Below are 14,652 nucleotides of genomic sequence, written 5' to 3' on the forward strand. Positions count from 1 at the left end.
ATGATTCGCTCACTGCGCTGGAAGGGTGCCGCGTTCACGGTGCCCTTCCAGCTCGGCTTCGTCTTCCTCTATCTGCTTCCGATCGGCTACGCGGTCCACCAGTCGCTGTTCCTGCAGAAGCAGTCCGGACTCGGTCTCGGCGGCGCGACCAGGGAGTTCGTCGGGCTGGAGAACTACCAGCAGGGCCTGACCGACTCGGCGTTCATGACGTCCATCCTCAGGGTGGTGCTGTTCGCCTGCGTCCAGATCCCGTTCATGCTGCTGATCAGCCTGGTGCTGGCGCTCCTCCTGGACGCGGTCACCTCGAAGGTGGCCGGCCGGTTCCGGATCCTGCTGCTGGTTCCGTACATGATCCCCGGCGTGGTCGCGGCCATCGTGTGGGTCAACCTGTACAGCCCCGAGGTGGGCCCGCTGACTCCGCTCGGCGAGCTGTTCGGCTTCGACTGGAACTTCTTCGCGCCCTCGATGGTGTGGCCGGCCATCGGCAACCTGCTGACCTGGCACGGCATCGGCTACAACATGGTGATCATCTACGCGGCGCTCCAGAGCGTACCCCGCGAGCTGTTCGAGGCCGCACGCCTTGACGGTGCCTCAGAGCTGCGGATCGCGCGGAGCATCAAGATCCCGTTCGTGCGCGGAGCGCTCGTCCTGACCGCTCTGCTGTCGATCATCCAGATGCTGCAGATCTTCAACGAGCCCGCGCTGTTCCGGAACGTGACCCCGCAGACGGTCAGCGACAGCTTCACCCCCATCATGATCATCTACAACCAGGCGTTCAACGCCGGCAACTACCACTACGCCGCGACACTGTCGGTGCTGCTCGCCCTGATCCTCGGCGTCGCATCCTTCCTCTTCTACCGGCTGACCTCGAGGGAGGCGGACTGATGGCGCTGACGGAAAACCGCAAGGAAAACGGCACGGAAACCTCTGACGTGCCACCCAATGGGCCCGCCGTCCGCCGGCGCACCCGCCCCGACCCCGCTGCCCGTTCACGGGGCGGCCAGCGCTTCGTCCTCGTCGGTCTGGTCCTGGCCGGCGCCTACAGCCTGTTCCCGGTGTACTGGCTGATCATCGCCGCGACCAAGGACCGCGTGGGGCTGTACCAGAGCAACGGGCTGTGGTTCTCCGGCTTCCACCTGTGGGAGAACCTGCAGCAGGTCTTCACGTACGAGGACGGCATCTTCCTGCGCTGGACCGCCAACTCGTTCCTGTACGCGGGGGTCGGCTCCCTCGGCGGGACCTTCATCGCCCTCCTCACGGGCTACGGCCTGGCCCGCTTCGACTTCCCCGGGCGGGGCGTGGTGTTCGCGGCCGTGGTGGGTTCCTTCCTGATCCCGATCGCGCTGCTCACCCTGCCGCTGTACCTGATGTTCTCGGAGATCGGCCTGGTCGACACCCCCTGGGCGATGCTGATCCCCTGCTTGATCAACCCGTTCAGCGTGTACCTGGCCAAGGTCTACACGGAGGCCACGATCCCGTTCGAACTGCTTGAGGCGGCCCGGATCGACGGCGCCGGCGAGCTGCGGATCTTCTTCAGCATCGTGCTGCGGATGATGACCACGGGCGGCGCGACGGTGTTCCTGCTCGCCTTCGTCAACACCTGGAACGCGTTCTTCCTCCCGCTGACCGTGTTGCGCGGCGAGGAGAACTGGACGCTCAACCTGGGCCTGTACAACTGGTCCGGCAAGCGCCTGGAGTCGGGCATCGACGTGACCAGCCTCGTCCTGACCGGTGCGCTGCTGTCGATCATCCCGATGGCGATCATGATGGTCGCGATGCGCCGCTACTGGCGGACCGGCGTCACCCTGGGCGCACTCAAGTAACCAAGCCCTTGGAACGCAACTCGGCGGTCAGAGACGTAACTTCGTCGCTGACCGCCGAGGCGTTCACCAGGCACGACTGGCGGAGAACCCCTACTCCTGCCCGCCGTCCTCGCCGTCCCCTCCGTCCAGATCCCGCACCTCGAACCAGTCGAAGTCGGCCGGAACGCGCGTTCCGCCCAGATCCTGCGCGCAGATCCCGACAAACGCACCAGTGAACCGCAACCGGTTCCCGTAGTCGTCGGAGAGCTTGCTCGCGTCCAGTACCGGGCCCACAGCCTGCCAGTCGGTCCCGTCGGGCGAGGCGTAGAAGCGCAGCTCCGTACCGTCGAAGCGGGCCCTCAGATACGCCAACGGCCAGTCGTCGACGTCGAGTTCGGACTCCTGGAGTTCCCCGTACGCCCCGTCGTCGCTGAGGACCACGCCCAGGACGCGTCCCCTGCCCTCGGTATGGGTGAGGCGCAGGTAGTAGTGCGTCGACGTGTCGTACCAGCAGATGAGGCCCGCGCGCTGGCTGAAGTGGGAGGGGCGGAAGTCGACGACCGTCGTCACCTCGCACCGCACCGAAGTGAGGCGCCGCGCGAGAAGGCTCTGGTCGAAGAGCGAGTGCGGACTGTGCCGGCCGCGCAGCCGCAGATGTCCTGGGCGTTCGCCGAGTGTCAGCCACTCGGAGGTCGCGGGCGCCCGCAGCGTACTCCAATGCCCCTCCAGGGAAGGCGAGTTGAAGTCGTCACGGGCGGGAGACCCGGCGGCCGGGCCCGGCTGTCCCGGCTCCACCCCCGTGGGTGCCAGAACCTCCAGACTCGGCCGCCGTCCGCCGTCGGCCAGCCGCAGCCAGCCGTCGTCCGTCCAGGTCACGCTCTGCAGGCAGGTCTCCCGGCCGAGAACGCAGCGCGGCCCTTCGGGCGTCCGTACGGGGCGGGAGGCCAGGTGCGCGAGGAACCACTCCCCCTCCGGCGTCTCGACCAGCTCGCCGTGACCGGCCTTCTGAAGCGGCCAGTCCGGGGCGTCCCGGGTGGTCAACAGCGAGCCGAGCGGGTCGAGTTCGTACGGTCCTGTCAGCTCGCGGGAGCGGGCCATGAGGATGCCGTGGTTCCAGCCGGTGCCGCCCTCGGCGAGCATCAGGTAGTACCAGCCGTCGCGGAAGTAGACGTTGGGGCCTTCGATCAGCTCGTCGCGCCTGAGGATCGTGCGGGGCTGCCCGATCAGGGCCCGCTTGTCGGCGTCGTACTCCTGGAGCAGGATCCCGGCGAAGGACGGGTGCCCCTCGCGCGGGTCCCACTGGATGTTCAGCAGCCAGCTGCGGCCGTCCTCGTCGTGGAAGAACGACGGGTCGAAGCCGGAGGAGTTCAGGAAGACCGGCTCCGACCACGGGCCCTCGATCGACGGGGCCGTGATCAGGTAGTTGTCGATGTCCTTGTAGGGGCGCCCGATGGTGCGCACGATCGTGTAGACCAGCCAGAACTGCCCGTCGTGGTACGACAGTGAAGGCGCCCACACGCCGGCCGAGTCGGGGACTCCGCGCAGGTCGAGCAGGTCCGGGCGGTCCAGGATGTGGCCGGCCGGCTCCCAGTGGACGAGATCCGTCGAGCGGTGCACGGGCACGCCCGGGTACCACTCGAAGGTCGAGGTGGCGATGTAGTAGTCCGCGCCGACACGCACGATGCTCGGGTCCGGGTGGAAGCCGGGCAGCACGGGGTTGCGGAGGTGGCCCGCGGTCATGCCGGTCCTTTCACAGATGACTCAAGTGGCTCAAGTGGCTTACGGCGGTGAGGTCAGCCCTGGACAGCGCCCTGCATCACACCGGCGACGATCTGCTTGGACAGCAGAAGGAAGACGATCAGAGGCCACATGAAGTCGTTAATGTAGGAACCGGTTGCCGCGCGGTCAATGTTTCCCTCGGGTGAGCTCCACTATTCGAAATTTTCGCTGCCGCTCAGGTCCGCCCGAGGACGATTTCTGCCCTTTTGGGGTGGTGAGAATGCTCAGCGACCGGCGCGCGGCAGCATTCCGGTGCGGGCGAGTCCGCCGAGCCAGGCCGCCGAGGGCTTGGTGGTGCGCTCGAAGGTGTCGGGGTCGACGGAGATGAGGCCGAAGGTGGGCTTGTAGGAACCCCACTCGTAGTTGTCGAGGGCGCTCCAGTGCAGGTAGCCGCGTACGTCGAGGCCGTCCTCCAGGGCGGCGGAGACTTCCTGGAGTGCTCCGGTGGTGTAGGCGATGCGGCGTGTGTCGTCGTCGGTGGCGATGCCGTTCTCGGTGACGATCAGGGGGACGTCGCCGACGATCTCGGCGGTGTGGCGCAGGGCGTATCCGATGGCCTGCGGGTAGTACTCCCAGCCGGTGAGGGTGCGTTCGGCGTCGTCGGGCGCGGGGATCGGGCCGTCGGTGGTGATCCTGGTGCGGGTGTAGGACTGGACGCCGATCCAGTCGTCGTCGCGGGCGGCTTCGATGAACACGTCTTCGCGGGGATGGCTGTAGGCCGCGGTGACGGCTTCGGCGCCGGGGAGGGCCTGGTACACCTGGTTGGCGATGGACCACCCGGCCTGGATGTCGGCGGAGATCGCCTTGACTGCGGCCGTCGCGCGATGGTGCGCCTGGATCAGGGCGTCGGTCGTGGCCTTGTCGGGCAGCACGAGTCCCACCGTGGGAGGTGCTTCGGTGCCCAGTTCGCGGATGGCGCCGGCGACCGCGATCATGTTGGGTTCGTTGATGGTGCACACGTGCCGTACGCCGGTGCCGATGACCGGCGCGGTCGCCCGCACGTATCGCTCGAACAGGTCCACCGCCCCGTCGGCGGTCCAGCCGCCGCTCTCGGCGAACCAGCGCGGGACGGTGAAGTGGTGGAGGGTGACCATGGGCCGCAGGCCACGTTCGATGGCCCCGTCGACCATACGTCGGTAGTGGGCGATCTCGGCCCTTGAGAAGTGGCCGGGGGCGGGTTCGATGCGGGCCCATTCGATGCTGAAGCGGTAGTCGGTGAAACCGAGTTCGGCGAGCAGGTCCATGTCCTCGCGCCACCGGTGGTAGCTGTCGGCCGCGTCCAGGCTCGGCTCGGCGATGGCGCCGCCGCCGTGTTCCATCTGCCACCAGTCGCTGTTGACGTTGTTGCCCTCGATCTGGTGGGCGGCGGTGGAGGCTCCCCACAGGAAGCCGTCGGGGAAGCGGAGGCCGTCGGCGGTGACGTTCATGGCTGGGCCTTCCGGGGTCGTGCGGGATGCCGGTCAGCAGGCGCGGAGTCTCGCTGTCACTGGGGTACGGCACCGGGCCAGATGGCCGAGGCGTCGTCGCGGTAGGGCTCGGGCAGCCGTATGGGGCGGACGGGGATGGTGTGGCTGTGCCCTTCGGTGACGGCCGTCCAACGGGCGGGGTGGCCGGAGTAGCACAAGGTGGTCAGGGCGAAGACGCCGTCGGCGTAGACCTCGACGTACTCACCGATGGTGAGGATGCGCAGGGCGGCGGCGGGTTCGGTCAGGATGGTCTCGCCGAGCCGGGTCCCGTCGGGGCCGGTGACCCAGAGGTTCTTTCCGTCGCAGCCGACGGCGAGGGCGGAACGGTCTCCGTCCGGGGTGTCGGTGCGCAGGGCGATCTCGACGGGCCCGGTGATGCCGATGTCGCCGACGGCGTGCAGGGCGGGGTGGTCGGTCTCCTCGCCGAGCCAGGCGTTCAGGCCGGGCCACCATTCCAGACGGGGCGCACAATCGCCTTGCACCACAAGGGACTTGGGCTGGGCCAGCATGCCGCGGCAGCGGTCCCCCGCGTCGCTGAGGCCGACCTGACGGGGTGTCGTGTGCAGGACGACGCGGGAGCCGTCCGGGGCGGGGATCACCCTGGGGGCGTAGGCGCCGGTCGGGCCCAGTGGGCCGCGGCGGGTCCACGGGCCGCGCAGGCGGGGGGCCGTCCACGCCTCGAAGCAGCGGGACTGCCCGATGGAGCCGAGCAGCAGCCAGCTGCCGTCGTCGAGGCGTTCCAGGACCGGGCACTCGAACTCGTCGATGTCGCCCGGTGCGAGGAGCGGCGGGTGGACGGTCCAGTGCTCCAGGTCGTCGGAGGTGGCCAGGGCCACGCAGCCACCGGCCTCCACAGGGAGGGAGGCGTCGCTCGCGCAGACGGCCATGACCCAGCCGTCGCCCTCGTCGTCCCGTACGACGAAGGGGTCGCGCCAGCCCATCCCTTCGCCGGTGCGGTACCAGCGCGGGTCGGCCTCGACGACCGGCCCGGTGCCATGGCGGCGCCAGCCCGTGCCGTCGGTGCGGTCGGAGTACGCGAGTCCGACAGCCTGGAGCGGCGTACCGCCGGGCATGACGCCACTCACCCCCGTGTAGAACATCGCCATTCCGTCGCCGTACCGGAACGGATGCATGGTCCACACCGCCTGCTGGTCGAAGCGGCCGGGCAGACCGTTGCCGAAGGCGGGTCCCTGCGGCTGCCAATGCACCAGGTCGGTGGAGGTCGCCCGGCCGTACGAGGTCTCCATCCGCATGTGATCGAACTCGGCCGTCCAGGGCCCCTGAAGGTGCAGCACCGTGTAGGTGCCGTCCTCGTCCCGGAGCAGGGCGAAGTCGTTCACGCAGAGGCCTGGCGGCGCGTATCGCATGCACAGTTCCTGTCGGCTCACAGCGCCCAAACGCGTGCGCTGACCATCGATAAAAAACGGACTCACTTTGGAATCGGCCCAAGTAAATCTGAACGCAAACGCTTGCGCAACAAGGAGGCCGGGTTTACGGTCTCGTCACCCCCACATCACACCGACGTGAAATCAACGGGAGGAACTGCGCCGTGACGGCCAGCATCAACGACGTCGCCCGCGCCGCCGGCGTCTCGGCGTCCACCGTGTCCCGCGCCCTGCGCGGCCGGACCGGCGTCTCCGACGAGGTACGGGACAAGATCGCGGTCGTCGCCGCCCAGCTCGGCTACACTGCGTCCCGCTCCGCCGCCAGTCTGGCCAGCGGCCGCACCTTCACCATCGGCGTCCTGGTTCCGTACGTGGGCCGCTGGTTCTTCGGCACCGTGCTGGACGCCGCCGAGCGCGTGTTCAGCGCCGCCGGGTACGACGTGCTGCTGTACAACCTGGGCTCGCCGGAGATACGCAAGCGTTTCTTCACCAGGCTGCCGGTGCGCAAGCGGGTGGACGCGGTGCTCTCGCTGCTCATCCCGGACGATGAGGAGTCGGCCGCGCTGCGCTCGCTGGGCGTGCCGCTGGCCACCACGGTCGGCGGAACCCGGCCCGGATTCACCGTCGTCGGCATCGACGACCGGGCCGGCACCGAGAGCGCCGTACGGCATCTGGTGAACCTCGGCCACCGCCGCATCGGCATGATCAGCGGAGCCAGCGGGCCGCTGCACTGGACCACCCCCATCGAGCGGCGCAACGCCTACCTGGACGTCCTGGCCGATGCCGGAATCGAGCACGATCCGGCTCTGGAGGCGGACGGCGACTACACCGTCGAGGGCGGTGAGCGGGCCATGACCGAACTGCTGGCCGTCTCCCGCCCGCCGACCGCCGTGTACGCGCAGTCCGACGAGATGGCGATGGGCGCCCTGCGCGCCCTGCGCCGCCACCGGCTCAGGGTCCCGGAAGACGTGTCGGTCGTCGGTTTCGACGACCACGAACTCGCCGACGTGGTCGGCCTGACCACCGTCGCCCAGCCGGTCGCCGACCAGGGCGCCGAGGCGGCCCGGCTGCTGCTGCGTCAGCTGGACGAACCCGGCGCCGAACCACCCACGGAGCAGGTGCAGATGCCCATCCGTCTCGTCCTGCGCGAGACGACCGCCCCTCCCAGACCGCGCGGACCGCAATAACCCGCACTTTTCGAGTCCCACTCCCCCACGCCCAGACAGCACGTCAGCACTGCAAACCCTCGCCACAGCACGGAAGGCACAGCCCATGAGTTCGACCAGCAGAAATGCCCGCCGCACAGCCAGTACGGGCCTGGCTCTCGTCCTGCCCCTGGCGGCGCTGGCCGCCTGTGGCGGCGGTGGCACCACCGATACCTCCGCCGAGGCGGGCAGCGGCAAGGGCACCATCAGCGTCTGGGCCCACCAGGGCCAGAAGAGCGAGGACACCGCGATACAGAACGCGGTGAAGTCCTTCAACTCCTCGCAGAGCGACATCAAGGTCGAGCTGAAGCTGATCCCCGGCAACGACTACACCAAGACCATCACGACGACCGACGCCTCGGAGCTGCCGGACGTGATGGAGTTCGACGGCCCGACGATGGCGAACTTCGTCTTCAACCAGAAGCTCGCCCCGATCGACGACTACGTCTCCGCCAAGACCCTGAGCAACGCCACCGACGCCATCAAGGCGCAGGGCGAGATCGACGGCAAGCACTACGGCCTGGGCCAGTACGACTCGGGCCTGGGCATCTACGGCAACAAGAAGCTGCTGGACGCGGCCGGCGTGAAGTACCCGACGAGCGTGGACGACGCCTGGACGGCGGACGAGTTCACCGCCGCACTCAAGGACCTGAAGGCCAAGGACTCCGACGGCAAGGTCCTCGACATCCAGGAGAACAACGGGCTCACCACCGAGTGGGGCACCTACGGCTTCTCCCCCATCGTCTGGTCGGCCGGCGGTTCGCTCCTCAAGGACGGCAAGGCGGAAGGCGCACTCGACTCGCCGGAAACCGTGTCGGCGCTGAAGACCTTCCAGTCCTGGAAGTCCGACGTCGACCCCAACACCGACGGCAACGCCTTCGCCAAGGGCCGCGTCCCGATCAGCTGGGTCGGCCACTGGATGTACCCCGCGTACAGCGAGGCCCTCGGTGACGACCTCGTCGTCCTGCCGCTGCCCGACTTCGGCAACGGTCCCAAGACCGGCCAGGGCTCCTGGGCCTGGGGCATCGGCGCCGACTCCAAGAACGCCAAGGCCGCCGGCACGTTCCTGGACACTCTCCTGAACGACGAGAACGTCGCCGCGATGACGACGGCCAACGGCGCCCCGCCCGCCACCAAGTCCGCGCTCGCCGCGAGCGATCTCTACAAGCAGGGCGGCCCGCTCCAGCTGTTCTCCGACCAGCTCGCCAAGCCCTGCGGCGACACCGACATCGCCAAGTCCTGCGTCGCCGTGACCCGCCCGCTGACCGCCGGATACCCCACGGTCACCGCGAAGTTCGCCGAGGCCCTCAACTCGGTCTACGGCGGCGCCGACCCGAAGGACGCCCTGTCCAAGGCCGCCAAGGCCATCGACCAGGACTTCTCCGACAACGCCGGCTACGAGATCCCGTAGGACCCATCGGCCGGGGCGGGCCGCGCACGTCGCGCCCGCCCCGCCGGGAACAGGACCGCCCGTGAAATCCGTCGAACCCGCGCACGCCGCACCCCATGCCCGGGAGCAGGCCCCACCCGTGACCTCCGTCGAACCCGCGCGCCCGGCGCGCTCTGTGCGCAAGAACCGCGACTGGTTGCACGGACTGCTCATGTCCACGCCCGCCGTCGTCGGACTCATCGCCTTCGTCGGTATCCCGTTCGGCTACGCCGTCGTCCTCTCCTTCTACAACGTCCGCCTCGGCTCCCCGCTGGAACCGACCTGGTTCGGCATCGAGCACTACCGGCGGCTGTTCACCGACCCCGATCTGTCCGGTCCGTTCCTCAGGGCCCTGCTCAACAACCTGACCTTCGCCGCGGTCGTCGTACCCGTGCAGACCGGTCTGGCGCTCGGCCTGGCGATCCTGCTCAACCGCAAGCTCAAGGCGATCGGCCTGTTCCGGTCACTGTTCTTCATGCCGGTCGTCTTCCCGATGGCGCTGGTCGCCGTGATCTGGCGGCTCATCCTCGCCCGCAGCGATCAGGGCATGCTCAACTCCGCGCTGGATGCGGTGAGCTTCGGCAACTGGGGCGCCTTCGACTGGCTCGGCGACTCCGCCACCGCGATGGCCTCGATCATCGTGCTGTCCATCTGGCAGGGCGTCGGCTTCCAGATGGTCATCCTGCTCGCCGGACTCCAGAGCATCCCGGGTGAGCTCTATGAGGCCGCCGAGCTCGACCGCGCCTCCCGCTGGCAGCAGTTCCGCCATGTCACCCTGCCCGGCATCCGCGGCACCCTCGTGTTCGTCGCCATGCTCACCTCGGTGCTCTCCTTCCGCGTCTTCGACCAGGTGTACGTCCTCGTCAAAGGCGGCGGCCTCAACGAGGACGCGGCCCGCACCGTGATGTACCAGGCGGTCACCACCGCCTTCGACCAGAACAACATCGGCCAGGCGTCCGCGATCACCGTCGTCTTCTTCCTGATCGTCGTCGTCCTGACCCTCATCCAGCGCCGCGTCGTCCGGCCCGACAACGAGGACTGACCATGAGCATGAACACGGGCCTCACCCGCACTCCCCTGCGCCGCTTCCTCGACTACGCCGTCCTGTCCGTCCTGGCCTTCGTCTTCGCGCTGCCCGCCATCTACCTGCTCGTCGGCAGCCTCAAGCCGTCCGACGAAGTCCTGAACGGCCTGTCCGGCTTCCTGCCCACCAACCTGTCGCTCGACAACTACACAGCTGTCCTCGACAGCCTCAACTCCGAGAGCACCGGCTACTTCTGGCGCTTCATGGGCATCTCGCTGCTGCTGGCCTTCGTGGTGGTGACGGGCGGTCTCTTCGTCAACTCGATGGCTGCGTACGGGCTTTCACGGCTGAAGTGGCGCGGCCAGAACGCCGTCTTCACCCTCATCCTGCTGCTGATGCTGATTCCGTTCGAGTCGGTGGCGGTCCCGCTCTTCTACATGTTCAACGACCAGCGCAACACGCTCCCCATTCTGGCGCTCCCGTTCATCGCCAACGCCTTCTCCGTCTACCAGTTCCACACGTTCTTCCGCACGATCCCGCCGAGCATCGAGGAAGCCGCCCGCATCGACGGCGCGGGCCCCTGGCGCACCTTCTTCGCCATCATCGTCCCGATGTCGAAGCCGGCCTTCGCCTCCGTGGCGATCCTGACCTTCCTCATCCAGTGGGGCTCGTTCCTCTGGCCGGTCCTGATGGTCTCCGACCCGGAGGTACGCCCGCTGCCGTTGGAGATGAGCGTCTTCCAGGCCCAACTGCCCCCGGACTGGGGCCAGATCCTCGCCTTCGGCGTGCTCCTGGTCCTGCCCGTGCTGGTCGTCTTCGTCTTCTTCCAGCGCTGGTTCGTCCAGGGCGTCGCCAGCTCGGCCGTCAAGGGCTGAGTCAGCCGTGCCCGCGGTCCCGTGCACAGCGGAAACCGGTGTTGCCGACCGAGCTGTCCGGGCTGTTGGCGGTGCGGGCCGCGACACGGTAACGGTTGCAGTAGGAGTCATGGCACAGGTAGGAGCCGCCGCGCATCACGCGGGCCGTGCCCTGCTCCGGTCCCGTGGGGTCGGTGTGGGGCCCGGTGCCGTGGTCGGTGCCCCACCAGTCGGCGCACCACTCCCAGACGTTGCCGGAGGTGTTGAACAGTCCGAACCCGTTGGGCGGGAAGGCGTCGACGGGGGCGGTGCCGACGTGGCCGTCCTCGCCGGTGTTGCGGAACGGGAAGCGGCCCTGCCAGATGTTGCAGCGGTGTTCGCCACCGGGCGTGAGCTCGTCTCCCCACGGGAAGCGCTTCTGGTCGAGGCCGCCGCGGGCCGCGTACTCCCATTCGGCCTCGGTCGGCAGCCGGGAGCCCTCCCACCGGCAGAACGCGAGTGCGTCCCCCCAGGAGACATGGACCACCGGATGGTCCCAGCGGCCGTCGAGGCCGCTGCCGGGCCCTTCCGGCGCAGCCCAGTACGCGCCCTGCACCCCGCACCACCAGGGCGTTCCCTCCGGCCGAGGTGCCCCCTTGCGCAACTCCCCCGGCAGGAACCGGGCGAAGACGTACGACCAGCCGAACCGCTCGGCGTCGGTGGCGTAACCCGTGGCGTCCACGAACGCGGCGAAGCGCTCGTTGGTGACACAGCGGGTGTCGATCTCGAACGGCCCGACGGTCACCTCGCGGACCGGGCCCTCACCGTCTCTGGGGTTGGCGTCCGCGTCCTCACCGCCCATACGGAAGGTGCCGCCGGGCAGCGCCACCTTGGAGCCGCCGGGCGCCGTGCCGCTGCCGGGAACGGGCGGCGGCCCGGACGCGGCGGGTGCCGCTTCGGAGGACCGGCCGGGTGCACAGCAGTGGGAGTTCACCTTGTTCCTTCCAGGAGGCCCCGGCCTTCAGACCGGGAGGAATGGATCTCGAGCAAGCGGCGCGTAGTGCCGCAGCGGCTCCGGTACGATGACTCGGTCGTTCCGTGAGCCCTTGAAGGCACGAACCGGCCTGGCCGGGGAGACGGTTGTACGTGGTGTTGACCGGATCGACGTCGCCAGGACTTCCTGGCGTGGGGCCCTGTCATCGGTCACGCACCGCATGGCGGTCCGGCTGTCATGCGGTGGATGCGACCTGTGACCGCCCCATCGTAGGGGGCAGTCGGGAGCGCGACGAGGTGTGGACGGCCGAGCGCACAAGCTTGGTCGCTTCACGGCTGAGAAGGTGACGCGGCCCAGTACAACACGCCCCCGGTTCGCCGGGGGCGGCCAAGTCAGTCCCGCGGCAGCGGCTGCTGGGCCCAGATCGTCTTGCCGTTGACGGTCTGCCGGCTGCCCCAGCGCTGGGTGAGCTGGGCGACCAGCAGCAGCCCTCGGCCACCCTCGTCGTAGACGTGCGCCCGGCGCAGATGCGGCGAGGTGGAGCTGCCGTCGGAGACCTCGCAGATCAGTGCGCGGTCGCGGATCAGGCGCAGCTGGATGGGCGGTTCGCCGTACCGGATCGCGTTGGTGACCAGTTCGCTGACGACCAGTTCGGTGACGAAGGCGGTCTCGTCCAGGCCCCACTCGGTGAGCTGCTCGGTGGCGTACTGCCGGGTGGCGGCCACGATTTCGGGGTCCGGCGGGATGTCCCAGGTGGCCACCTGGTCGGCGCCGAGCGCACGGGTGCGGGCCAGCAGCAGGGCCACGTCGTCGGCGGGCTGCGGCGGGAGTACGGACTTCAGCACCGCGTCGCACAGGGCGTCCAGCGAATCGGCGGGCACGGTCAGCGCGCGGCGCAGGTCGGCGGTGCCCTGGTCGAGGTCGCGGTCCCGCCCCTCGATCAGCCCGTCGGTGTAGAGGGCGATCAACGAGCCCTCGGGCAGCACCAGTTCGGTCGCCTCGAAGGGCAGGCCGCCCACTCCCAGCGGCGGCCCGGCGGACATCTCGACGAGCCGCGTGGTGCCGTCGGGCAGCAGGACAGCCGGCGGCGGATGCCCGGCACCGGCCACGGTCAGCCGGCGCGAAACGGGATCGTAGACCGCGTACAGACAGGTCGCTCCCAGCTCCGCGACGTCGTCGGTGGTGCTCTCGTCCGTCGCAAGGTGCGACACCAAGTCGTCGAGGTGGGTGAGGAGTTCGTCGGGCGGCAGGTCCACGTCGGCAAGGGTTCGTACGGCCGTACGCAGCCGCCCCATGGTCGCCGACGACTGGAGGCCGTGCCCGACCACGTCCCCGACGACCAGGGCGACCCGGCCGCCGGACAGCGGGATCACATCGAACCAGTCGCCGCCGATACCGGCCACCGCCCCGCTCGGCAGGTAGCGGTGGGCCACCTCCACGGCCGCCTGCCCGGGCAGCCCCCGCGGCAGCAGGCTGTGCTGAAGGGCCAGCGCGGTCGACCGCTCACGGCCGAAGCGGCGGGCGTTGTCCACACAGACGGCGGCCCGGCTCGCCAGTTCCTCGGCGAGAACGACGTCGTCACCGGCGTACGCATCCGGGTTGGCGGCCCGCACGAAGACCGCGACACCCAGTGTCGTGCCACGGGCCCGCAACGGCACCGCCAGCATCGAGTGGACCCGCACGCTGTACTCACGGTCCTTGGCGTCACGTGCTTCATGGCCGCTCAGCCACCGGTCGAAGTCCGGCTCCCCGGCCCCGCTGAGCACCGCCAGTCCGTCCAGCAGCGCTCGCGCGGGCGGCGAGAACGGCGGATAGGTGTCCGCCTCGCCCAGCTCGACGGCTGCCTCCGGTGTGCCCGTGGTGACGGACCGGTGGGCGGCCCGACGCAGCACGACATCGGTGTGCTGTGCCGTCGGCGGTTCGTCCGCTCCGAGGACCCAGTCGAGCAGGTCGACGCTGGCGAAGTCGGCGAAGCGCGGGACCACGAGCCCCACCAGTTCCTCGGCGGTGCGCACCACGTCCAGACTGGTGCCGATGGAGGCGGCGGCCTCGTTCAGCAGGGCCAGCCGCTGCCGAGCCCAGTGCTGCTCGCTGCTGTCGAACGCCGCCAGGGCGGTCCCGACCAGCTCACCGGAGGGGTCCCGTACCGGCCACATCTCGATGTTCCAGGCGTGGTACCGCGTGCCGGACGGTGACCGGGTGAAGCTTTCGTAGTGCACGGGTTCCCCGGTCTCGGCGACCTGCTGCAGATGCTGCAGGAAGCCCCGGCTGTGGTCGGCGTCCTCCACGGTCTCCGGGTAGTACCGGCCGACCAGGGTGTCCTCCGGGACCCCCATCACCTGGCAGGCCACATTGTTGAGCCGCAGGTAGTGCTGTCCGGTGTCGAAGATCGACATCGACATGGACGCCTGGTCGAAGGCCTGCGCCGCGAGGCTGGGCCCCTGCCCGTCGGACCGCTCGGCGGTGACGACGAATCCAGTGGCCGCACCGTCCGCGCCCAGCAGGGGGCTCGCCCTCAGGGCCAGCGCGAGCCGGGATCCGTCCCGGTGCCGCAGCACGGCCGTGCCCGTCAGCGCGGCGACGAGCTCCGACGGCATGTCCTCGGCGAGCAGCGCGCCCGCCGCCCGGCCCACGGCCTCCTCGGCCGCGTATCCCGTCAGCTTCCGGGCACCCTCGCTCCACCCCGTCACCATGCCCTGTGCATCGAGGATCGCCGAAGCGGCGACATGCTCCAT

11 protein-coding genes are annotated in these 14,652 nt (G+C 69.3%); 6 read left to right on the top strand and 5 right to left on the bottom strand.

Going from position 1 to position 14,652, the window contains the following annotated elements; genetic code table 11:
• Entirely contained in the window at positions 1-885 is an 885-nt protein-coding gene (locus ABD357_RS15405; RefSeq protein ID WP_344390593.1) for a carbohydrate ABC transporter permease, read from the top strand.
• Positions 885-1,823, top strand: a complete 939-nt coding sequence (locus tag ABD357_RS15410) for a carbohydrate ABC transporter permease (protein WP_344390595.1) — start codon at positions 885-887, stop codon at positions 1,821-1,823. Before ABD357_RS15405 ends, ABD357_RS15410 begins: the two co-directional genes overlap by 1 nt.
• A 90-nt stretch (positions 1,824-1,913) precedes the next feature.
• Here the strand turns inward: ABD357_RS15410 and ABD357_RS15415 are convergent, their stop codons facing one another.
• The 3 genes from ABD357_RS15415 to ABD357_RS15425 all read right to left on the bottom strand — a co-directional run bounded on the left by ABD357_RS15415 (position 1,914) and on the right by ABD357_RS15425 (position 6,414).
• Positions 1,914-3,542, bottom strand: a complete 1,629-nt coding sequence (locus ABD357_RS15415) for a glycoside hydrolase family 43 protein (RefSeq protein ID WP_344390597.1) — start codon at positions 3,540-3,542, stop codon at positions 1,914-1,916.
• Between the two features lie 263 nt (positions 3,543-3,805).
• On the bottom strand, positions 3,806-5,008 hold the full coding sequence (locus tag ABD357_RS15420) for a glycoside hydrolase family 1 protein (protein ID WP_344390598.1): 1,203 nt from the start codon (positions 5,006-5,008) through the stop codon (positions 3,806-3,808).
• A 56-nt stretch (positions 5,009-5,064) separates the two neighbouring features.
• On the bottom strand, positions 5,065-6,414 hold the full coding sequence (locus ABD357_RS15425; protein WP_344390599.1) for a glycoside hydrolase family protein: 1,350 nt from the start codon (positions 6,412-6,414) through the stop codon (positions 5,065-5,067).
• 182 nt (positions 6,415-6,596) lie between these two features.
• Here ABD357_RS15425 and ABD357_RS15430 point away from each other — a divergent pair, with 182 nt between their 5' ends.
• The 4 genes from ABD357_RS15430 to ABD357_RS15445 all read left to right on the top strand — a co-directional run bounded on the left by ABD357_RS15430 (position 6,597) and on the right by ABD357_RS15445 (position 10,965).
• Positions 6,597-7,619, top strand: coding sequence for a LacI family DNA-binding transcriptional regulator (locus tag ABD357_RS15430; RefSeq protein WP_344390601.1), 1,023 nt, complete (start codon positions 6,597-6,599; stop codon positions 7,617-7,619).
• A gap of 85 nt (positions 7,620-7,704) precedes the next feature.
• Positions 7,705-9,048, top strand: coding sequence for an ABC transporter substrate-binding protein (locus ABD357_RS15435; RefSeq protein ID WP_344390602.1), 1,344 nt, complete (start codon positions 7,705-7,707; stop codon positions 9,046-9,048).
• A gap of 61 nt (positions 9,049-9,109) precedes the next feature.
• Positions 9,110-10,108: a carbohydrate ABC transporter permease gene (locus ABD357_RS15440; protein ID WP_344390603.1), complete on the top strand. Its 999-nt coding sequence runs from the start codon at positions 9,110-9,112 to the stop codon at positions 10,106-10,108.
• A 2-nt stretch (positions 10,109-10,110) separates the two neighbouring features.
• The gene (locus ABD357_RS15445) at positions 10,111-10,965 is read left to right on the top strand and encodes a carbohydrate ABC transporter permease (RefSeq protein WP_344390604.1); all 855 of its coding nucleotides are present in this window, start codon (positions 10,111-10,113) and stop codon (positions 10,963-10,965) included.
• Between the two features lies 1 nt (position 10,966).
• On the opposite strand, the gene ABD357_RS15450 is transcribed toward ABD357_RS15445, so the two are convergent.
• Complete coding sequence (locus ABD357_RS15450; RefSeq protein ID WP_425584878.1) at positions 10,967-11,917, bottom strand: formylglycine-generating enzyme family protein; 951 nt, start codon at positions 11,915-11,917, stop codon at positions 10,967-10,969.
• A gap of 392 nt (positions 11,918-12,309) precedes the next feature.
• Positions 12,310-14,652 (bottom strand): SpoIIE family protein phosphatase, encoded by a 2,343-nt coding sequence (locus ABD357_RS15455; protein WP_344390606.1) that lies wholly within the window; start codon positions 14,650-14,652, stop codon positions 12,310-12,312.

Source organism: Streptomyces vastus (assembly GCF_039532825.1).
Lineage (GTDB): Bacteria > Actinomycetota > Actinomycetes > Streptomycetales > Streptomycetaceae > Streptomyces > Streptomyces vastus.